The following is a 20769-nucleotide window of genomic DNA, read 5'->3' on the forward strand; positions in this document are numbered from 1 at the left end:
CCAGAACGAAGCGGGCCGGGACTCGAAAGTCCCGGCCCGCTCGGCCTGAACACCCTCGACCGCGTGGCCGCCGGCGGCATAGTGCCCGACCCCGACGGCAACCTCACCGACGGCGCCCCGGCGCGCAAGACCGACCTGGAGCTGGTGCTGCCGCTCGGGTTGTAGGGCCAGAACGAAGCGGGCCGGGACTCGAAAGTCCCGGCCCGCTCGCGGATCAAAACACAAACTCAGTGCTGCACGGCCTTCTCCGCGTGCGCACCCGTGAGGGCCCGCACCTCCATCTCCGCGTACTTCTTCGCGTTGCGTTCCTTCGACAGCACCGTGCCGAGCCAGCCGAGCAGGAACGCGACCGGGATCGACACCAGGCCGGGGTTGTCGAGCGGGAACCAGTGGAAGTCCACGCCCTGCAGCATCGACGCGCTCTTGCCGGTCTTCGCGTCGATCGGCTTGCCCGACACCGCCGGCGAGAACACGATCAGCACCAGCGAGACAATCAGCCCGCCGTAGATGCTCCACAGCGCGCCCTGGGTGTTGAACCGCTTCCAGAACAGCGAGTACAGGATCGTCGGCAGGTTCGCCGACGCCGCCACCGCGAACGCGAGCGCCACGAGGAACGCCACGTTCTGGCCGTTGGCCAGGATGCCGCCGACGATCGCGACCGCGCCGATCACCACGGCGGTGATCCGCGCGACGCGCACCTCCGAGCCCGGCTTCGTCTTGCCCCGCTTGATCACGTTGGCGTACACGTCGTGGGCGAAGGAAGCCGACGCGGTGATCGTCAGGCCCGCCACCACAGCGAGGATCGTGGCGAACGCGATCGCCGAGATCAGGCCCAGCAGCACCGGCCCGCCGAGGTTCAGCGCGAGCAGCGGCGCGGCCGAGTTCACGCCACCTGGCGCGGCCTTGATGTCGTCGGGCCCGACCAGCGCGCCGGCGCCGTAGCCCAGCACCAGCGTGAACAGGTAGAACACGCCGATCAGCACGATCGCCCACACCACCGAGCGGCGGGCTTCGCGGGCCGTGGGCACGGTGTAGAAGCGCATCAGCACGTGGGGCAGGCCCGCGGTGCCCAGCACCAGCGCGATGCCAAGGGAGAAGAAGTCCAGTTTGGACGTTCCCGTGGCGCCGTACTGCTTGCCCGGCCCGAGCAGCGTCTCACCGGCCTTGCCCGCCTTGTCCACGGCGCCCTGCAGCAGCGCGGAGAAGTTGAAGCCGTACTTGCCGAGCACCCACAGCGTCATCGCGAGCGCGCCGATGATGAGCAGTGCGGCCTTGATGATCTGCACCCACGTGGTGCCCTTCATGCCGCCGATGAGCACGTAGGCGATCATGATCACGCCCACCACGGCGATGACCACCGACTGCGCGGCCTTGCCCTCGATGCCCAGCAGCAGCGCCACGAGGCCGCCGGCGCCGGTCATCTGGGCCAGCAGGTAGAAGAACGACACGATCAGCGTCGAGATGGCCGCGGCGGCGCGCACCGGGCGTTGCCGCATGCGGAACGCCAGCACGTCGCCCATCGTGAAGCGGCCGGTGTTGCGCAGCAGCTCCGCCACGAGCAGCAGCGCGACCAGCCACGCGACGAGGAAGCCGATCGAGTAGAGGAACCCGTCGTAGCCGTACACCGCGATGGCGCCGGCGATGCCGAGGAACGACGCGGCCGAGAGGTAGTCACCGCTGATCGCGATGCCGTTCTGCGGGCCGGTGAACGCGCGCCCGGCCGCGTAGTAGTCCGATGCCGTCTTCGTGTTGCGGCTCGCGCGGAACACGATCACGAGCGTGATCACCACGAACACGGCGAAGATGACGATGTTCAGCGTCGGGTTGCTGCCCTCGACGCCCGCGGCGAGAGTGCTCATTCGGACTCCTTCGCGGCGGCCGGGTTCTCGATGTCCTCACGGATGCGCTCGGACAGCGGGTCGAGCTTGCGGTTGGCGTAGCGCACGTACAGCCAGGTGATGAGGAACGTCGACACGAACTGCAGCAGGCCGAACAGCAGGCCCACGGTGAAGTTGCCGGCGATCTTCGTGCTCATGAAGCCGTGCGCGTAGTCGGCCAGCAGCACGTACAGCAGGTACCAGGCCAGGAACAGCGCGGCCATCGGGAAGACGAAGCGGCGCAAGCGGCCGCGCAGCTGCCTGAACTCGGCGCTTTCCTGCACGTGTTCCCAGTCCATGTCCGACGGCGGGTCGCCGGACACGTCGGACACGTCGGTGTCGGTGGGACTCATCGTCACTCCCTCGCGACGCTGCGGATTGTGGTCCGCGCCACAGTAGGGAGGCGGGAAGCGGGGAGGAAGCGTCAGCGGTTCAAACGCCGGGCCACACGACGAACGGTTGACGAGCGGTACGCGGGTGCGGACGAATGGGGCGGCTCGGGTCCGGGCGCGCGCTCGTCGAGGTGCAGGCGGAGCATGGCGGCGCCGGCCCAGGACGGTGGGCGTCCGCGCAGCGAGACGGCCACCATCACGCCGAACGCGAGGGGTACCGACCAGGGTGCCGGTTGCGAGACCAAGATCGCCACCCAGCCGCCGAGGCTGGGCCCGGCCAGGGCGTAGAGGATCGAGCCGGACGACGCGACGAGCCCGGTGAGCACGCCGCTGATCGCGCCCGCGGCCGTGAGGCGCGGCCACCAGATGCCGAGCACCAGCAGCGGGCAGAAGGTGGACGCGGCCACGGTGAAGCCCCACGTCACGAGCACGCCGGCGTCGAGCCGCGCCGACGGCAGCGCGAGCACCACCATCGCGGCGGCGGCGAACACCACGGTCACGCGCAGCCGGCGCAGGCCGCCGGGCATGAGGTCGTAGGCGAGCGCGCCGGACATCACCAGCAGCAGGCCCAGCGACGTCGCCAGGAACGCCGCGAACGCGCCCGCGGTGAGCAGCGCGGTGAACAGCTCGCCGGCCCACCCGGTGTCGACCTGCGAGGGCAGCGCGACGACCACGGTGTCCGTGTCGCCGGAGAGGTAGATCTCGGGCACCAGCACGCGGCCGAGCACGCCGTAGACGCCGGGGAAGAGGTAGAACACGCCGAGCAGCGCCACGGTGATCGCGGCGGTGCGGCGCGCGGCGCGGCCGTCGGGGCTGGTGTGGAAGCGCATGAGCACGTGGGGCAGGCCCATGGTGCCGAGCATCGTCGCGATGAGCACGGCCCACGTGCCGAGCAACGGGTAACCCTTGTCCAGGTCGAGCAACGGGCGCTGCCAGTCGGGGCCGCCGAGCGCGGCGCCGTTGCTCACGTCGGGAACCGGTGCGTCGGCGGCGAACACCAGCCGCTCTCCACTGTGGACGGTGAGCTCACCGGGCGGCAGTGTGCGGGGGCCGGTTTCGGTCACGACGGTGGTGGGCTCGCGCAGCTTGATGGTCACGTCGTGCTCGAAGTCCACCGGTGTCTGGTGCGAGAAGCGGGTGAACTCCACCGGGGTGAGCGCCGCGTCGCGGTCGGCTTCGCTCACGTGCAGCACGAGCCAGAGCGCGGGCACCAGGAACAGCAGCAGCTTCAGGAAGAACTGGAACGCCTGCACGTACGTGGCCGCGCGCATCCCGCCGAGCGCGAGCGTGACGCTCACCGCCGTGCCCGCGATCACCACCCCGACCCAGTACGGTGTGCCGCCGACGGCCGTGAGCACCAACCCGGCCGTGCGGAACTGCGGCACCACGTAGATCGTGCCGATCACCAGCACCACCACCGCGGCGATCCTTCTGAGCGCCGGCGATGCCAGCCGCGCCTCGGCGAAGTCCGGCACCGTCAACGCGCCCGAGCGCCGCATCGGCGCCGCGACCAGCACGAGCATCGCGATGTACCCGGCCGTGAACCCGACCGGGTACCAGAGCGCGCCCACGCCGTCCTTCACCACGAGCCCGGCGACTCCGAGGAACGACGCGGCCGACAAGTACTCCCCGGACACCGCCGCGGAGTTCACGAACGGCGAGATCCGGCGCGAGGCCACCAGGAAGTCCGACGTGGTGCGCATCGCGGCCACCCCGCGCACGCCGATGAGCAGCGTGATGAGCACGACGGGCGTCACCGCCAGCGCGATGTCCACCTACGGCCTCCCCGACGCGGCGTCGTCGTCCTCGGCCTTCTCGGCGCGCCGCAGCTGCCACCGCGCCAGCCCGGCCATCACGGGGTAGGGCAGCAGCGCGATCATCAACCAGGACAACGGAATGCCCCACACCCGCACCCCGTCCAGCCCCGGCCAGACGGCGAACACCACCGGCAACCCGAGCACGAGCGCGAACATCGCCACGAGCGCCGGAACGCCCCGCCTCCGCTGCACCCGGTAGAGCTCGGCGGCGCGCTCCGCGTCGGACGCGCGCAGCCGCGGCATCCGCCACCGCCCGCGCGCCTGCCTGCGCGACCGCGCGAGCCGCGTCTGCGGGCTCATCACGGCCACCCGCCGAACCCGGCTCACCGCACGGCTCCCACCACCGCGCCCCAATGCGGCATTCGTTGCGTTGAGCGCACCGAATGCCACATCGGGTGCGTTGAGCGCACCCGACGCCACATCGGGGTCGCGCGCACCCACCCGACCCCGGTCACCAAGAGGACCCCAGCTGCCCCTGCTGCGCCGCCTCCAGCAACCGGTCGCGCAGGTCCCGGGCATGCCGGCGGCTCACCGGCACGTCGCCGGCGTGCGTGTGGGCCAGGAGCCCGCCCGTGGTGTCGCTGCGCAGCTCCAGCACCGCCGACACCGAGAGCAGGAAACCGCGGTGCACCCGCGTGAACCCAGTGCCCTCCCAGTACTCCTCCAGCCGGGAGATCGGCATGCGCACGAGGTGCACGCCGCCGCGGGTGTGGAGGCGCACGTAGTCGCCGTGGGCTTCCACGAAGAGCACGTCGTCGCGGCGGACGTAGCGGGTGCGGCCGCCCGCGTCGACCGGCAGGGCGGCCATGGCGTCGGGTACCGGCTGCGCGCCCTCCGAAGACGGCGCCATGCGCACGACCTTCCCCAACGCGGCCGCCAGCCGTTCCGTGCGCACCGGCTTGAGCAGGTAGTCCACGGCGCCGATCCCATACGCCGCCACCGCGTGGCCGTCGTGCGCCGTGACGAACACGATCACCGGCGGTTCGGACAACCGGGCCAGTAGCGTCGCCAGCTCGAGCCCGTCCAGGCCCGGCATGGAGATGTCGAGGAACACCGCGTCGAAGTGGTCGGCCTGCAGCAGCTTCAACGCCCGCAGCGCGTCCCCGGCGCCCACGACCTCGCCCACCTCCGGGGCCTCGCGCAGCATCCGGCACAGCTCGTCCAGCGCCGGCGCCAAATCGTCGACGGCCAGCACCCGCAGCCCGCTCACGGCAGCACTCCCGGCTGGAACCGTGGCACGCGTACGACCACGCGCGTGCCGGCCCCGACCTCGGTCTCCACGGTGAGCCCGTACCAGGCGCCGTACACGTTGCGCAGCCGTCTGTCCACATTGGCCAAACCAAGGCCACCGTCGGCGACGCGGCCCGCGAGGATGTCCGCGGCCCGCTTCGGGTCCATGCCCACGCCGTCGTCTTCCACGCTGATCACGCAGTCGTTCCCTTCCGCCTGCCCGTGCACCTGCACCAGCCCGGTCGTGGTGCGCGGCTCGATGCCGTGCCGGATCGCGTTCTCCACCAACGGCTCCAGCACCAGGTACGGCACCGCCACCGCCAGCACCTCCGGCGCCACCCGCACCTGCACCTTCAGCCGTTCGCCCAGCACTGCGCGCTGCAGCGCCAGGTACGTCTCCACCGCCCGGAACTCCTCGGCCACCACGGTGTACTCGCCGTGGCGCGCCAGGCTGTAGCGCGTGTAGTCGGCGAAGTCGAGCATCAGATCCCGCGCGCGATCGGGTTCGGACCGCACCAGCGACGCGATCACCGTCAACGCGTTGTACACGAAGTGCGGCGACATCTCCGCCCGCAACGCCCGCAGCTCGGCCTGCGCCGCCTGATCCGCCGACGCCTCGAGCCGGCCGCGTTCCAGCGCCTGCACCACCACGTCGGCCGCCTGCCCCACCACCTCGGGCCCCCGCTCGCCGACCACGAGCAACGCCCCGGCCAGCTCGTCGTGAACGTGCAGCGGCACGGCGACCACGTCGTCGAGACCGGCGGGCTCCTCGCTGTGCAGCACCTCGTCGAGCACGTGGGCCACGGTCGTGTCCGGCCCCGGCCGCCCCGACCACAGCAGCGAGCCCGACAGGTCCGTGAGCCCCAGCCCGGCCACGCCGAACAGCCGCCGCAGCCCGTGGGCCGCGCGCCGCGCGTGGGTGCCGGTGAGGCCGTCGATGAGGTCGTCGGTGATCTTGCGGGCCGCGGCCAGCACCGGCACGGGGTCGGCGCGCGCGGCCGAGCGCCACGGCAGCCGCACACCCTCGGTCATCGACGGCCTCCCCTCGGCGACGGGCAGGGGGTAGATCCTAGCCCCGAACGCGGCGAAGGGGACTTTCCACGCGGGAAAGTCCCCTTCGAAAACCCGGTCGGTCAGCAGCTCTGCTTGTAGAAGTACTTCGAGTTCGCGTCCATGTCGTCCTTGGTGATCGAGTGCAGCTCGGCCGTGAGGTTGCGCGTCACGGGCTTGCCCTCCAGCGCCGCCACCGCCTGCTGCACGCCCTGCGTGCCGATCGCGGCCGGGTCCTGGGCGATGAGGCCCTGGTACTCGCCCTTGCGCAGGCCGTCCACTTCGGACGGGCTCGCGTCGAAGCCCACCAGGTTGACCTGGCCGATCTTGCCGGCGTTGCGCAGGCCGGTCGCCGCGCCCTCACCGGTGTTGAGGTTCGTGGCGAAGATGCCGATCAGGTCCGGCGTCGACGCCAGCGCCGCGGTGACCTTCGACGCGGCCTGGTCCGGCTCGTTGTCGGTGAACTGGATGCCGGCCGACTTGAGGTTCGGGTGGTTCTTCAGCTCGTCCTCGAAGCCCTTCGCGCGCGCCGCCGTGGTCGAGGTGCCCGCGATCGTGTCGAGGATCAGCACCGAGCCCGGCTTGTCGCCGGCGAGCTTCGCCATCGTCTGCGCGGCGAGCTTGCCGCCCGCGGTGTTGTCCGAGGAGATCGACGACGCGGCCACGCTCTTGTCCTGCAGCGACGTGTCCACCTCGACGATCTTCGTGCCGCGGTTCTTCACCTGCTGGATCGGCGCGAGCATCGCCTGGTCGTCGGTCGGCGCGATGAGCAGCGCGGCGGGCGGGTTGGCGCCCAGCGCGTTCACGATCGTGGTCTGCATGGTCGCGTCGAACTTCTGGGGCGCCTGCGTGGTGAGCTCGTAGCCGAGCTTCTTCGCCTCTTCCTGCGCACCGCACTGCATCGAGATGTAGAACGGCTCCGCCTGCACGCCGGGCACCAGCGTGAGTTTCTTGCTGTTGGCGGTGTTCGCCGAGTCGCCGGAGCCGCCGCTCTGGCCCACCTGCCCGGAGCCGCAGGCGGCCACCAGCGAAGCCGCCGAAGCCAGCGCACCGGCCGCGATCAGGGCCTTGGTCAGTTTCATCGTCAGCACCTCTTTGTACTCTCGGAAACCGGGGTAAACGGGGGATCAGCGGGAGTTGCGGCGCCGCCGGCGCTGCTGGTCGAACCACACGGCCGCGATCAGCACCGCGCCGACGGCGATCCGCTGCCAGAAGTCCTGCACGTGGATGATGTTGAAGCCCTTGGTCAGCACGGCGGGGATGAACACACCGATCACCGTGCCCAGCATGGAACCGATGCCGCCGAAGAGGCTCGTGCCGCCCAGCACCGTGGCGGCGATGGCGTTGAGGTTGTCGGTGGCGTGCGCCGAGACGGTCGTCGACGAGTAGTAGGCCAGCGACATGAACCCGGCCACGCCGGCCAGGAACCCGGTGAGCAGGTACACCTTGAGCAGGTGCCCGGTCACACCGATGCCCGAGCGGCGCGCGGCTTCCGCGCTCGAGCCGATGGCGAAGGTGTAGCGGCCGAACTTCGTGGTGTGCAGCAACCACGCCCCGATCAGCGTGATCACCACGGCCACCAGCACCAGGTTGGGCACCCCGCCGAACGACGTGCCGTACCCCAGCGTCTTGGTCAGCACGGTGGGCACGCTGCGCACGTCCGAACCGTTGTTGAGCAGCAGCGCCGCGCCGAGCGCCGCGCCCAGCGTGCCGAGCGTGACGATCAACGGCGGGATCTTGGCCACGGCGATGAGCCAGCCGTTGATCAGGCCCCAGATCGTTCCGCCGAGCACTCCGGCGACCATTCCGACGATGATCACCCCCCAGCCCGCGGTCGTCGCGTTGCCGCCGGGGCTGAGCGCTTCCATCGTCTTGCCGGCCACCATGCCGGCGAAGATCAGCACCGATCCCACGGACAGGTCGATGCCCGCGGTGATGATCACAAAGGTCATGCCCACCGAGATCACCAGCAGCACCGAGGTCTCGATCAGCGTCGTCTGCAGGTTGAACAGCGTCGCGAAGTTGCCCGGCGCGAGCACGGTGAACACGATGATCAACGCCAGCAGCACCAGCGCGATCCAGAACGTGTTGGCGCCCACCAGTCGCTTGCCCAGCGGCACCTTGGCGAGACCATCGTCCACAGTGGTCTGGATGTCCTTGGTCGGAGTGCTCACGCGGCTTCCTCCTGGACGAGGGCGCCCGTCATGGCCGCCACGAGGTCTTCCAGCTTCGTGTCCGCCCCGGCGAACCGGGCCACGCGCTTGCCCAGCCGCAGCACCTCGATGCGGTCGGACACCGAGAGCACCTCGGGCATGTTGTGGCTGATGAGCACCACCGCGATGCCCTCGTCGCGCACCTTCTTGATCACGTCGAGCACGCGTTCGCGCTGCACCACGCCCAGCGCGGCCGTCGGCTCGTCCATGAACACGACCTTCGACGCCCACACCACCGACCGCACCACGGCCACGCTCTGGCGCTGCCCGCCCGAAAGCGAGCCGATGGGCACGTCGGTGCTCTGCAGCGTGACCCCGAGCCGCTGGAACTCCTCCACGGCCCGGCGGCGCATCGCGGCCTTGTCGAGCATTCCCAGCTTGCCGAGGATCCCCTTGCGGTGGATTTCGCGGCCCAGGAACAGGTTCGCCGCGGGATCGAGCTCCGGAGCGACGGCGAGGTCCTGGTACACCGTCTCGATCCCGAGCCGCCGCGCGGTCACGGGGGAGTCCAGGTGCACCTCTTCGCCGTCGAGCAGGATCCTGCCGGACGTCGGCTGCTCGGCGCCGGAAAGGCACTTCACGAGCGTCGACTTGCCGGCACCGTTGTCGCCGATCAAAGCGGTGACCTCACCAGCTCGGGCCTGGAAGGAAGCGCCGCGCAGGGCTTCCACCGAGCCGTAGTGCTTGGTGAGGTCCACCGCGTCCAGCAGGACCTCGCTCATCGGGCTACCTCTTCTCGAGTGCGGGCGGGCGGCAGCGGATCGCCGTGAGCGAACCCGACGCCTCGACCTGCCCGGCATCGAACGGCACCACGTACGTCTCGCCCTTGGTCAGCGAGAACTCGCCGCCGTGTTCGGTGCGCAGCGAGCCGGCGCCGTCGAGGACCACGAGCACCGAGAACGACGGGTCGAGCGCCAGCGAGCCGCCGGTCAGCTGCACGCGGTCGGCGCGGAAGAACTCGTCGGAGCCCGCGGCCAGCAGGTCCACCGAGGTGTTCTTGTCCTCGGCGGTGTGCTTCACGATCGTGGTGAGCCGCTCGGCGTCCCAGCCCGACGTGTCGAGCGTGTCGATCGCGGTGTCGAAGCCGATGCCGAGGTGGCCCTTCTCCGGCGAGGCCAGGAAGTCACGCCACTCCAGCGTGAGCGAGAAGTCCGTGGGCTGCTGCAGCTCCACCACGAACACGCCCTCGCCGATCGCGTGCGGCAGCCCGGCCGGGATGTACACGGTGTCGCCGGCCTGCACGGACACGCTGTTGAGCGCGCCCAGCATGCTCGGCGCGTCCTGCTCCCGCGTCCACTCGGCCACGGTCTCCTTGCTCACCGTCTCCTTGAACCCCGGGTACACGCGCGGGTCGTCGCCGTAGGTGCCGACCACGATCCACGCCTCGGTCTTGCCGAAGTGCGAGTCGAAGTGCTTCTGCGCGAACGCGTCGGTGGGGTGGAAGTGCACGGGCAGACGCTGGCCCGCGTCGAGCAGCTTCACCAGCAGGCCGGTGGAGTCGCCGAGCTTCGCGACGTGCGCCGCGCCCAGCCAGGCTTCGGCGTTGCCGCGCACGGCGTCGCGCAGCCAGGTGCCGTCGGCGAGCTTGGTGAGACCGTTGGTCTCCTGGCCGAACATCGTGGTGACCGAGCCGACCCAGTCCTCGGGGCCGAACTTCGAGTCGGTGCCGGTGGCCCCGCGCAGCGCGGCGATCGCGTCGCCACCGCGGTAGAACTGCGGGGGCTGGTTGGCCGGCAGCCGGATCGGTTCGAGGTGCGTGCTCACGGGGCGACCTCACCGGAACCACGGGCGACAAGATGCACGGGCAGAACTACCTTTCTGGGTGCGGACTGATCCCCCTGGATCCGCGCGAACAGCAGCTCTGCCGCCGCGTGCCCCAGGGCGCTGACGTCGTGGGCGACCACCGTCACCGGCGGGTCCAGCAGGTCCGCCAGCTCGAAGTCGTCGAAGCTCACCATGGCGGGCCGGCGCTCGGCGTGGGCCAGCGCGCGCAGCAGGTGCACGGCCACGCGGTTGTTGCCCGCGATCACCGCGGTCGCGGCGGCGGGGCCGGACAGCAGCGCGGCCACGGCGTGCGAGATCGTCTCCGGCGTCGGCGTGCGCATCACCACGAGGCTTTCGTCGTAGGACACGCCGTTGCGCACGCAGCCTTCGCGGAAGCCGCGCAGGCGCTCGGCCGCGGTGAAGATGTCGGGGCTGTCGCCCAGGAACGCGATGCGGCGGTGGCCTTGGCGCACCAGGTGCGTCACGGCTTCGATGGTGCCGCCGAGGTTGTCCACGAGCACGGTGTCGGCCACGATGTCGCCGGCCGGGCGGTCGAGGAACACCACCGGCGTGCCCGCGCGCATCTCCGGCACGAGGTAGCCGTGCTGCATGCCGGCGGGCACCACGAGGATCCCGTCCACGCGCCGCGCGCAGAACTCCAGCGCCAGCTCGCGTTCGCGGTCGGAGTTCTCCTCCGACGAACCGGTGAGCACGTGGCGGCCGAACGACGTCGCGATGCGTTCCACCGCGCGGTTGAGCTCGGAGTAGAACGGGTTGCCGACGTCTTCGACGATGAGCCCGATCGTGCCCGTGGTCGAGCCACGACGCAGGTTGCGGGCACCGAGGTTGCGGCGGAAGCCGAGCTGCTCGATGGCCGCCACCACGCGCTCGGCGGTGTCGGGGTGCACCGCGGGCTCGTCGTTGACCACGCGGGACACGGTTTTGATGCTGACGCCGGCCAGCCGGGCCACATCGCTCATCGTGGCCCGTCGGCTCGCCGGGCGGGGAAGCCCGTCCGCTTCCCGGCCATGAGGAGACAACGTTGTCATAGTGGCGCAGATTGCACACCACCGGCCGGGTCCGTGTCAATGCCCGGTTCGCGGCGAGTGGGATTCTGCCTGCGAAAGTTGTGGGGCAGATGGCTGATCAGTGTGTCCGGAACAAGACAGGCTCTCACCTCGCACTTGACGTTCTCGTGAAGTATTGCCCAAGGTTGCCCGCATCGACGGTGTGCGCGACAAGGTTGTCATCCACGCCTTGACCCCGGGGCCCGGCAACGGCGTCGCGCCGACGACTGGAGAGGCGATGGCGATGGCGCGAGCGCGCTGGAGAGCCGGACTGATCTTCCTGACCGCGGCGGTGGTGGCGGCGGTCGCGCCGGCCACCGCGGCCGAGGCGGCGAAGGCGCCGAGCACGGATTTCGCGAAGTGGGTGAACCCCTTCGTCGGAACCCGGCCCGGTGGTGAGGACCACGGCACCGGTGGTGGTGCCGGCAACACGTTCCCGGGCGCGGTGGCGCCGTTCGGGATGGTGCAGTGGAGCCCGGACACGGTGAAGTCGCAGCCGGGCGGCTACTTCTACGACGACAACGCCCTCACCGGGTTCAGCCTCACGCACCTCTCGGGTGCCGGCTGCTCGACGTACGAGGACATCCCCTTCATCCCGTACGTCGGCGAGGTCAGCACCTCACCCGCCACGGACCCGGGCCACTACACGTCGAAGTTCAGCCATGACAACGAGCACGCCACGGCGGGCGAGTACGACGTCACGCTCGACAGCGGCGCCAAGGTCGAGCTGTCCGCGACCCAGCGCACCGGCTCGGCGCGCCTGACCTACCCCGCGGGCGCCTCCTCGACGCTGCTGGTCAACACGTCCGGCTCGGTCAACGGCACCGACGACGCGTCGATCACCATCGGCAAGGACACCATCAGCGGCTGGGCGACCAGCGGCCGCTTCTGCGGCGCGCAGAACACCTACCGCGTGTACTTCTCGGCCAAGTTCGACACGCCGTTCGCTTCGATCGGCACCTGGAAGAACGGCGCCGTGACGCCGGGCAAGACGTCGGAGACCGGCGGTGCTCGGGCGAAGGTGGCGCAGCCGAACGGCGTGAACGCCGCCATCGCGCGCCCGGCCAAGGCCAAGACCCAGGACACCACCGTGAGCGGCCCCGGCAGCGGCGGTTACGTGAGCTTCGCGAACCTCAACGGCGCGCAGGTCAACGTGCAGGTCGGCCTGTCGTTCGTGTCGGTCGACGGCGCGAAGGCGAACCTGAAGGCCGAGAACAACGGCAAGAAGTCCTTCGACCAGGTCGCGGCCGGCGCCCGCAAGGCGTGGAACGACCAGCTCGGCAAGGTCGCCGTGACCGGCGGCGCCGACGCGGACATGACGACCTTCTACACGTCGCTGTACCACTCGCTGATCCAGCCCAACGTGTTCTCCGATGTGGACGGTTCCTACCCCGGCTTCGACGGCCGGATCCACAAGGCCGACGGTGCTCAATCCGGCCACGCGATGTACACCAACTTCAGCGGCTGGGACATCTACCGCTCGGAGATCCCGCTGCTGGCCACGATCGACCCGGCCCAGACGTCGGACATCGTGCGCTCGATGATGGCCTACGCGGAGCAGGGCGGCTCGTGGGACCGCTGGACCGTGGCCAACGACTACACCGGCGTGATGAACGGCGACCCGTACCACATCATCGTCTCCAGCGCGTACGCCTTCGGTGCGCGTGACTTCGACGCCCAGAAGGCGTTGCTGCTGATGATCAAGGGCGCCACGCAACCGACGCAGGGCTACACCGAACGCCCGGGTCTCGCCGACTACATGCGCCTCGGTTACGTGCCGGGCGCCGGTGCGGACACGCTGGAGTACACCAGCGCCGACTTCGCCATCGCGCAGTTCGCGCAGCGTCTCGGCGACAGCGCCACCTACACCACGTTCATGAAGCGCGCGCAGAACTGGCAGAACCTCTACAACCCGGGCACCGGCCACCTGCAGCCGCGCAACGCCGACGGCTCCTTCGCCGGCACCTACGACCCGGCCAGCTCACAGGGCTGGGTCGAGGGCAACGGCGCGCAGTACGAGTGGATGGTGCCCTACGACCTCGGCGGCGTCGTCTCGGCGTTCGGCGGCGACACCGCGACCCAGTCGCGGTTGGACACCTTCTTCACGCAGCTCAACGCGGGCACGCAGCTGCCGTACGCGTTCATGGGCAACGAGCCGAACTCCAACGCGCCCTACGTGTACTCGTACGCGGGTGCCCCGGCCAAGACCCAGGCCATCGTGCGCCGCTCGATGGACGAGCTCTACAACCCGCGTCCCGAAGGCCTGATCGGCAACGACGACCTCGGCCAGATGTCGGCCTGGTACGTGTGGTCGGCGCTCGGCATCTACCCGGAGATCCCGGGCCGCGCCGAGGTGCTGCTGTCCACGCCGCGCTTCCAGCAGGCCGTGCTCACGACCGGCGCGGGCAAGAAGATCACGATCAACGCGCCGGGCACCGGTGACTACGTCGGCGGCCTGAAGGTGAACGGCGGTGACGCCGCCAAGGCGTGGCTGCCCGAGGCCCTCGTCTCCACCGGCGGCAAGCTCGACTTCACCCGCTCGGCCACCGCCACACAGTGGGGCTCCGGGGCGGCCAACACGCCTCCGTCGTTCCGCGAGCAGGAGAAGCCGAGCCTCGGCTTCGCCAACCCGGCCCGCGTGGTGACCCCGGCGGGCTCGACGGCCACGGCGAGCGTCGGCGTGCAGGACCTGTCCGGCACCGCGAAGACGTGGACCTACAGCGCCGCGAGCGCCGACGGCATCACGCTCTCGCCGGCGTCGGGCACGGTCGCCGTGCCCGCCAACGGCAAAGCCCAGGCGACGGTGAGCATCACCGTGCCCGCGGGCACCGCCGACGGCGCGCGCCGCATCCCGATCACCTTCTCCGCACCGGGCCTCGCGAGCACGCAGGCCGTGCTCACGGTGCTGGTGGCGCAGCAGGGCAGCTGGCTGGCCACAGTGGACAACGCCGGCATCTCACCCGACTCCGACTCCACCAAGGCCAACTTCGACGGCGGCGGCTGGAGCTACTCGGCCGACGCGCTGGCCGCGGCCGGCGCCAAGCCGGGCGGCACCGTGACCAGCGACGGCCTGAACTTCACCTGGCCGTCGTTCCCGGCGGGCGACCCGGACAACGTGGTGGCCAACGGCCAGAAGGTGACCGTGACCGGTTCCGGCCGGCTCGCGCTGCTCGGCTCCGGCTCCAACGGCAACGCGCAGGGCACGCTCACCGTCACCTACACCGACGGCACCACGTCCACCGCCACCGTCGGCGTGTCCGACTGGACGCTCGGCGGCGGCGCGGCCCAGCCGTCGTTCGGCAACCGGATCGTGCTGTCCACGCCGTACCGCAACGCTTCGGGCACCGACCCGCAGCAGATTCGCACGATGGTGTTCGGCACCGCGCCGATCACGCTGGACGCCGGTAAGACGGTTGCCAGCGTGACGCTGCCGTCGAACGTCAGCGGCGGCACGATGCACATCTTCGCCATCGCCGTCGGCTGATCTTCACCCGCTTTGTCAGCAGGTCCGTGGAGGCGCCTCGAGGGATTCCTCGGGGCGCCCTTCACGGACTCAGTTCTCCGGGAGGGAGCTCGATGAGGAGCAGAACACTGGCGGGCGCGGTCGCGCTCGCCGTGGCGGCGGCCGGTCTCACGCCGGTCACCGCCTCGGCCAGGCCGGCCGACGCGCTGGACTCGGTGAACACGTTCATCGGCACGCAGGACGAGGGCAACACGTTCCCCGGCGCCTCGGTGCCGTTCGGCATGACGCAGGTCAGTCCACAAACGACCCACTACGCCGGGTACCTCTACACCGACACGGCGATCCGCGGCTTCGGCCACTTCTTCCTGTCCGGCGCGGGCTGCTGGGAGCAGGGCGGCCTGGTGTCAACGCTGCCCACCACCGGCGACGTCGGCCCGGGCGCCGCGTTCGACACCACCAAACCGGCCACCTTCGACAACGCGAACTACGCCGCGCCCTACACGCACGACGGTGAGGTCGGCAAACCCGGCTACTACAAGGTGCACCTCACGGGTTACGGCGGCGTCGACGTGGAGACCACCGCGTCCACGCGCAGTGGCGTCGAGCGCTACACGTTCGACAAGTCGGGGCCCGCCAACGTGTTCGTGAACGTCGGGCAGGCCAACGCCAAGGAGCCGGTGACCGGCAGCAGCGTGCGGATCGTCGACGACCACACCATCGCGGGCACCGTCGAATCGCAGGCCTTCTGCGGTGGCAAGGCGTACACCACGTACTTCACCACCAAGTTCGACAAGCCCTTCAAGAGCTACGGCACCTGGTCGCCGACCGGCGGCACACCCGGCAGCAAGTCCGCGTCCGGCGGCGCGGGCCTGCGCGGCGCGTGGCTCACCTTCCCGAAGGGTGACCAGATCACCGCCACCACCTCGATCTCCCAGGTGGACGCCCACGGCGCCGACGTGAACCTCGCGGCCTCGCGCGTGCGCCCGTTCGACGCGGTGAAGGCCGACGCGCAGCAGACGTGGCGCAAGGAACTGTCCAGTGTGGACATCACCGGCGGCACGCCCGACGAGCGCACGGTGTTCTACACCTCGCTCTACCACGCGTTCCTGCAGCCGCTCACCGCGAACGACGCCGACGGCCGCTACTACGGCTTCGACAAGAAGATCCACCGCGCGATCGGCTGGACGTACTACGACTTCTTCTCGCTGTGGGACACCTACCGCAGCCAGAACCAGCTCCTCGCCCTGCTGAAGCCCGACCGGGCGCGCGACATCGCGAAGAGCATCCTCGCGATCCACGACCAGGGCGGCTGGCTGCCGCGGTGGGCGTACGCGAGCCAGGAGACCAACACCATGACCGGCGACCCGGTCACGCCGTTCCTGGTCGACCTGTGGCGCTTCGGCGCGCTGCGCGGCGACGAAGTGGAGGCGTATGAGGCGTTGCTGCAGAACTCGCAGCAGATCCCGCCGGCCTCGTCACCGTTCCAGGGCCGCTCGGGCAACGCGAGCTACCAGGCCGACGGGTTCGTGCAGTACGACCCGAACTTCCCGAAGAAGGGTCAGGACACCGACCCGAACCACGGCGCTTCGGCCACGCTCGAATACGCGCTCGGCGACTGCTCGCTCTCGACCATGGCCGCGGCGCTGGGCAAGAAGAAGGACGCGGCCGCGCTGGCCGCGAAGGGCCGCACCTACCAGACCCTGTGGGACCCGACCGTGACCGACCGCGGCTTCACGGGCTTCTTCCGCCCCAAGCTCGCCGGCGGCGACTGGTTCACCCCGCCCGGCCAGGCGTACAGCCCGCAGAGCCAGGACGGCTTCCACGAGGGCACCGCGTGGCAGTACCAGTGGCTCGTGCAGCAGGACGTGCCCGGCCTGATGAAGTCGATGGGCGGCGCCGCCAACACGCACGCCCGTCTCGACGACTTCTTCGCCTACGACGACCTCGTGAAGGACCCGGCGAAGACCGTTCGCGAGGAATGGGTGGTCGGGCCGTATTCGTACTACAACCAGTTCCGCTACAACCCGAACAACGAACCCGACCTGCACTCGCCGTGGATGTACACGCTCACCGGGCAGCCGTGGAAGACCTCCGCGGTGGTGCGCGCGGCTCACACGCTCTTCACGAACGCGCCCAACGGCGTCACCGGCAACGACGACCTCGGCACCATGTCGGCCTGGTACGTCTTCAGCGCGCTCGGCCTCTACCCGGCCGTTCCCGGTACCGGGAACTTCGTGCTGAACGCGCCGCAGTTCGCGAAGTCCGTGCTGCACCTGCAGAACGGACGTTCGGTCACGATCAAGGCACCGGGCGCCGACGGCTCGAAACTGCAGTACGTCCAGAGCCTGAAGGTGGGCGACGGCCGGCTGTCCCGCCCGTCGGACAAGTCGTACGTGAACGTGGACCAGCTGACCCGCGGGACCACACTGGACTTCACCCTCACCGCCGACGCCGCCCGGGCCACGTGGGCAACGTCACCTTCCTCGGCGCCGCCGTCCCCTTGTGCCGGTTAGTGTCCGATTGAGAACTATCCGTGAAGGCCTTTTCCCGAAATGCGAGATCGGGGAGGGGCCTTCACGGTTTTCCGGGGCCTTTTTCGTATGGTCCAGACCACTTTGGTGACGGTTCGTGAGCATAGTCACGGCCCCCGGTGTTCCGGTGAGGGCAGTCACGCCTCACACTGGTCTCATACGCGTCCGACAGTGCTGTTGAGACCGAGCCGGGGATTCCCGCTTGGACAGTGCGCCGGGCGCGTTTTGTGTGTGCAGAAAGCACGCACCAGTGTGACGCACAGGAGGAAAGTCGTGTCCAGCAAGGCCGCTATCGTGTTCCGCGTGGCCGCAGTCGCCGAAGCCCTGTCCTGGGCCGCGTTGCTGATCGGGATGTTTCTCAAGTACGTCGTGCACTCCTCCGGTGAAGGCGGCGTTCCCGTCATCGGCATGGTCCACGGCGTGATCTTCGTCCTGTACGTGCTGGTCTCCCTGTCCGTCGCCAAGCCGCTCGGCTGGCGCCCGAAGACCCTGGTGCTCGCGCTGCTCTCCAGCATCCCGCCGCTGTTCACCTGGATCTTCGAAAAGTGGGCCCTGCGCAACGGCCGCCTCGACGGCCCCCAGCGCCTCACCCACGGCGGCGTCGGCCTGTTCGAGCCGCGCCTGCCGGAGACCGTCAACGCCTGAGTCCCACCGCTCTGCGAACGGGCCTGCGCGACCTTCGGGTTGCGCGGGCCCGTTTTTCGTCGGGGTGCCTGGTGGGAGTGTGCCCGGGTTTGCCGTCGGGGAGATGCCCGCGCGGCTGCGATTTGGGCGACCTGCTCTTCGCGCGGCGCTGGGCTCGCCGGCCTTCAGCTCGGCGGCGGCCGCCTTCGGGTCGAGCCGCCACCTGCTTCGCCGGCGTCGCCGACCTCGCGGCGCCAGTCGGGTCGGCCGCGGACGACGTTCGCGGGCGCACGGATATTCGCCGGAGCTTCCGGCCTGGCGGTCTGCGTCGGGTCGGCCGCGAGCGGTGTTCGCGGGTGGAGCAGCTGTTCGTCGAACTGCCGGGCTTGCGGCGCCCCCTGAATCGACCGCCGGTGGGTCGCGCGGCTGTTCGCTGAAGTCGCCGACGTCGCTGCGCTCGTCAGCTCGCCGTGCGCGGTGTGGGCGGGTGGTGCCGCTATTCGTCGACCTGCCGGGCTTGCGGCGCCGGACCGGTCATCCGCGCGGATTTGTACGCGGAGCGTGCGGCCCTTGCGTGGGGCGCTGTGAATCGACCGCCGGTGGCCCTGGGCCGCGTGGCTGTTCGCTGAAGTCGCCGACGGCGCAGCGCTCGTCGGCTCACCGTGCGCGGTGTTCGCGGGTGGTGCCGTTATTCGCTGAAGTCGCCGGCCGAGCGGCGGACCTTGGTGAGCAGGTCGGTGAGCTGTTCGACCTGCCGCTCGGTGAGCCCGGTCATGCCGAAGTCGATCCCCGTCACCGCGGCCGTGGCGGCTTCGCGGCGGGCGCGGCCGTCGTCGGTGATCTCGACGAGCGTGGTGCGGCGGTCGGTGGGGTGGGGTACGCGCTTCACGAGCCCGTCGCGCTCGAGGCGGTCGACTATGTTGGTGACGCTGGTGGGGTGCAGCTGCAGCCGTTCACCCATCACCCGCATCGGCAGCCGCGAGTTGCGGGCGAAGGTGAGCAGCACGAGCGCCTCGTAGCGGGCGAACGTGAGGCCGTGGGGCCTGAGCGAGCCGTCGACCGCCGACTGGATGATCTGTTGCACCCGCATCAGACCGGTGACCGCGGCCATGGTTCCGGCGGGACCGATCCGGTCCTCCCAGAGCTCGGCCGCACGGGCGATCGGGTCGAACGGCAGCGGTCGGTTCATGACAAGCGAAGTTACCAGCGGGTACCCGGAACGCGGCGATCGCCCTGCTCAGCCGCCATTGTTTTCGTCCGATGAAAGGATCCCGACATGATCGTCGCCTTCAGCGTGAGCCCGTCGGCCGCCGCCCCGGACGGCAGCGTGAGCGAAGCCGTCGCCCGCGCCGTCAAGGTCGTCCGCGACAGCGGACTGCCCAACTCGACCAGCTCGATGTTCACCGAGATCGAAGGCGAGTGGGACGAGGTGATGGCCGTCGTCAAGGAGGCCGTGGCCGCCGCGGGGGAGGGCTCGGCTCGTGTCGGACTCGTCCTCAAAGCCGACATCCGCCCGGGCCACGACACCGGCCAGCTCACCGCCAAGGTCGAGCGCGTCGAAGCCCACCTGCGCAACGCCTGACCCACCCCTCGGCGCGCCGGGCTCGACCGGGCCCGCCCGCCGGGCCCGGCGCCGCAGTCCGTCGCGTCAGCCGTGCGTCGGCCTTCGCTCACCTGCGCGCCCTGACCGGTCGGCGTGGACGGCGTCCGGCTGGCCGGTTTGCCATCCGGCGCCGAATCACATCGAGAGGCCGTCGGACCGCCGCGCCAGACCCGATCGCCAAGGCCCGGCCCTCAGCGGCACGACCTACGGCAACGGAGGCGTGAACGCCACCGTCCAGCGGCCCTCTTCCCGCGTCACCGCCAGCGAGTACGTGAACCGGGCCCCGCGAGCCAGGCCGGTCACCACCGCGCGCGTCGGGTCGTGGTCGTCCGGCACGAGTTGCACCGCGATGTCGCGGGCGTCCTCGTCGCCGAGCACGGCCACGTAGTCGTCCGCGAAGTCCGAGGCGCCGGAGCCGGGGTAGTTCAGCAGGTCTTCCAGGGCCGAGGAATCACGAGCCGTCAGCGCGCTGCGCAGGGAATCCCGCAGCCCGGCCGGCGTCGGTGAGCCCGGGTCCGGCTGGTTGCCGATCAGCACGGTGATCGCGACGACCCACGCCACGCCCACCCCGACCGCCACCCCCACGGTCGCGTTGCGCCGGCTCAGCATCACGGCCTCCCTGATCTTTCCGCCGTGAGCATGCCCGAGCCGGGCGCTCCTGCCAATCGCATCCCATCGCGACCCGACCCCGACCGCGAGGCGAACCGAGACCCGACCGCCACTAGACCTCACGCACGCCCGGCTGCCATTCGACCTCGCGCCCGCCCGGCCGCTACTCGACCTCCAGCCCGGCCCGACTCGACCTCACGCCCGCCCGGCCGCTACTCGACCTCGCGCCCGCGCGGCCGCCGCTAGACCTCACGCCTGACCAGCCGCCATTCGACCTCGCGCCCGCGCGGCCGCGACTCGACCTCACGCCCGCCCGGCCGCCACTCGACCTCACACCCGCACACCCGCCCAGCCGTGACCCGACCCCGCCGCGTTCCCGACCCGGCCCGACCGCGACGCACCCCGCCCACCAGACCCCGCCTCCACCGCGCACCGACACCGCCCCGAGCGCACAACCGGGGCACCGGCGGTGAAATGTCCCGCCCCGACGTGCCAGGATGGAGGCGTGACACACCCACGCGGATCTGCA

At 70.4% G+C, this 20769-nt stretch carries 17 protein-coding genes; 4 read left to right on the forward strand and 13 right to left on the reverse strand.

The genetic code is table 11. The features are described 5' to 3' along the window. Positions 1-227 precede the first annotated feature (227 nt). The 11 genes from VSH64_RS46085 to VSH64_RS46135 form a co-directional block, all read right to left on the reverse strand. Positions 228-1859, reverse strand: a complete 1632-nt coding sequence (locus VSH64_RS46085) for a solute symporter family protein (protein ID WP_326569041.1) — start codon at positions 1857-1859, stop codon at positions 228-230. Then, the gene (locus VSH64_RS46090) at positions 1856-2230 is read right to left on the reverse strand and encodes a DUF485 domain-containing protein (RefSeq protein WP_326569042.1); all 375 of its coding nucleotides are present in this window, start codon (positions 2228-2230) and stop codon (positions 1856-1858) included. Before VSH64_RS46090 ends, VSH64_RS46085 begins: the two co-directional genes overlap by 4 nt. 71 nt (positions 2231-2301) lie before the next feature. Beyond that, complete coding sequence (locus VSH64_RS46095; protein WP_326569043.1) at positions 2302-4044, reverse strand: sodium/solute symporter; 1743 nt, start codon at positions 4042-4044, stop codon at positions 2302-2304. Continuing rightward, positions 4045-4413 carry a DUF485 domain-containing protein gene (locus VSH64_RS46100; RefSeq protein ID WP_326569044.1) on the reverse strand — a complete coding sequence of 123 codons (369 nt, stop codon included), beginning with the start codon at positions 4411-4413 and terminating at the stop codon, positions 4045-4047. It abuts the gene before it with no gap. 124 nt (positions 4414-4537) lie between these two features. Further along, entirely contained in the window at positions 4538-5296 is a 759-nt protein-coding gene (locus VSH64_RS46105; protein WP_326569045.1) for a LytR/AlgR family response regulator transcription factor, read from the reverse strand. Next, on the reverse strand, positions 5293-6348 hold the full coding sequence (locus VSH64_RS46110) for a sensor histidine kinase (protein ID WP_326569046.1): 1056 nt from the start codon (positions 6346-6348) through the stop codon (positions 5293-5295). Before VSH64_RS46110 ends, VSH64_RS46105 begins: the two co-directional genes overlap by 4 nt. Before the next feature lie 101 nt (positions 6349-6449). Beyond that, positions 6450-7448 carry an ABC transporter substrate-binding protein gene (locus tag VSH64_RS46115; protein ID WP_326569047.1) on the reverse strand — a complete coding sequence of 333 codons (999 nt, stop codon included), beginning with the start codon at positions 7446-7448 and terminating at the stop codon, positions 6450-6452. A gap of 45 nt (positions 7449-7493) precedes the next feature. Then, on the reverse strand, positions 7494-8540 hold the full coding sequence (locus tag VSH64_RS46120; protein WP_326569048.1) for an ABC transporter permease: 1047 nt from the start codon (positions 8538-8540) through the stop codon (positions 7494-7496). Next, on the reverse strand, positions 8537-9301 hold the full coding sequence (locus VSH64_RS46125) for an ATP-binding cassette domain-containing protein (RefSeq protein ID WP_326569049.1): 765 nt from the start codon (positions 9299-9301) through the stop codon (positions 8537-8539). Before VSH64_RS46125 ends, VSH64_RS46120 begins: the two co-directional genes overlap by 4 nt. A 4-nt stretch (positions 9302-9305) precedes the next feature. Beyond that, entirely contained in the window at positions 9306-10343 is a 1038-nt protein-coding gene (locus tag VSH64_RS46130) for a class I mannose-6-phosphate isomerase (protein WP_326569050.1), read from the reverse strand. Beyond that, positions 10340-11323: a LacI family DNA-binding transcriptional regulator gene (locus tag VSH64_RS46135; RefSeq protein ID WP_326569051.1), complete on the reverse strand. Its 984-nt coding sequence runs from the start codon at positions 11321-11323 to the stop codon at positions 10340-10342. Before VSH64_RS46135 ends, VSH64_RS46130 begins: the two co-directional genes overlap by 4 nt. A gap of 331 nt (positions 11324-11654) precedes the next feature. On the opposite strand from VSH64_RS46135, the gene VSH64_RS46140 reads away from it, so the two are divergent. From VSH64_RS46140 to VSH64_RS46150, 3 genes are all read left to right on the forward strand, one after another. Beyond that, positions 11655-14894 carry a GH92 family glycosyl hydrolase gene (locus VSH64_RS46140; RefSeq protein ID WP_326838219.1) on the forward strand — a complete coding sequence of 1080 codons (3240 nt, stop codon included), beginning with the start codon at positions 11655-11657 and terminating at the stop codon, positions 14892-14894. 92 nt (positions 14895-14986) lie between these two features. Beyond that, on the forward strand, positions 14987-17386 hold the full coding sequence (locus VSH64_RS46145; protein WP_326569052.1) for a GH92 family glycosyl hydrolase: 2400 nt from the start codon (positions 14987-14989) through the stop codon (positions 17384-17386). Between the two features lie 291 nt (positions 17387-17677). After that, positions 17678-18049, forward strand: a complete 372-nt coding sequence (locus VSH64_RS46150; protein ID WP_326569053.1) for a DUF3817 domain-containing protein — start codon at positions 17678-17680, stop codon at positions 18047-18049. A 667-nt stretch (positions 18050-18716) separates the two neighbouring features. Here VSH64_RS46150 and VSH64_RS46155 read toward each other — a convergent pair. After that, on the reverse strand, positions 18717-19217 hold the full coding sequence (locus VSH64_RS46155) for a MarR family winged helix-turn-helix transcriptional regulator (RefSeq protein WP_326569054.1): 501 nt from the start codon (positions 19215-19217) through the stop codon (positions 18717-18719). An 87-nt stretch (positions 19218-19304) separates the two neighbouring features. Between VSH64_RS46155 and VSH64_RS46160 the strand changes: the two genes are divergently transcribed. Beyond that, the gene (locus VSH64_RS46160) at positions 19305-19610 is read left to right on the forward strand and encodes a thiamine-binding protein (RefSeq protein ID WP_326569055.1); all 306 of its coding nucleotides are present in this window, start codon (positions 19305-19307) and stop codon (positions 19608-19610) included. A 225-nt stretch (positions 19611-19835) separates the two neighbouring features. Here the strand turns inward: VSH64_RS46160 and VSH64_RS46165 are convergent, their stop codons facing one another. Continuing rightward, complete coding sequence (locus VSH64_RS46165; RefSeq protein WP_326569056.1) at positions 19836-20240, reverse strand: hypothetical protein; 405 nt, start codon at positions 20238-20240, stop codon at positions 19836-19838. Between the last annotated feature and the right edge of the window lie 529 nt (positions 20241-20769).

The organism is Amycolatopsis rhabdoformis, from assembly GCF_035918295.1.
Taxonomy (GTDB): domain Bacteria; phylum Actinomycetota; class Actinomycetes; order Mycobacteriales; family Pseudonocardiaceae; genus Amycolatopsis; species Amycolatopsis rhabdoformis.

Coding starts and splice junctions, on each gene's coding strand:
- VSH64_RS46085 (WP_326569041.1), bottom strand. CDS start 1,859: ATGAGCACTCTCGCCGCGGGCGTCGAGGGCAGCAACCCGACGCTGAAC.
- VSH64_RS46090 (WP_326569042.1), bottom strand. CDS start 2,230: ATGAGTCCCACCGACACCGACGTGTCCGACGTGTCCGGCGACCCGCCG.
- VSH64_RS46110 (WP_326569046.1), bottom strand. CDS start 6,348: ATGACCGAGGGTGTGCGGCTGCCGTGGCGCTCGGCCGCGCGCGCCGAC.
- VSH64_RS46115 (WP_326569047.1), bottom strand. CDS start 7,448: ATGAAACTGACCAAGGCCCTGATCGCGGCCGGTGCGCTGGCTTCGGCG.
- VSH64_RS46125 (WP_326569049.1), bottom strand. CDS start 9,301: ATGAGCGAGGTCCTGCTGGACGCGGTGGACCTCACCAAGCACTACGGC.
- VSH64_RS46135 (WP_326569051.1), bottom strand. CDS start 11,323: ATGAGCGATGTGGCCCGGCTGGCCGGCGTCAGCATCAAAACCGTGTCC.
- VSH64_RS46140 (WP_326838219.1), top strand. CDS start 11,655: ATGGCGCGAGCGCGCTGGAGAGCCGGACTGATCTTCCTGACCGCGGCG.
- VSH64_RS46145 (WP_326569052.1), top strand. CDS start 14,987: ATGAGGAGCAGAACACTGGCGGGCGCGGTCGCGCTCGCCGTGGCGGCG.
- VSH64_RS46155 (WP_326569054.1), bottom strand. CDS start 19,217: ATGAACCGACCGCTGCCGTTCGACCCGATCGCCCGTGCGGCCGAGCTC.
- VSH64_RS46160 (WP_326569055.1), top strand. CDS start 19,305: ATGATCGTCGCCTTCAGCGTGAGCCCGTCGGCCGCCGCCCCGGACGGC.
- VSH64_RS46165 (WP_326569056.1), bottom strand. CDS start 20,240: ATGCTGAGCCGGCGCAACGCGACCGTGGGGGTGGCGGTCGGGGTGGGC.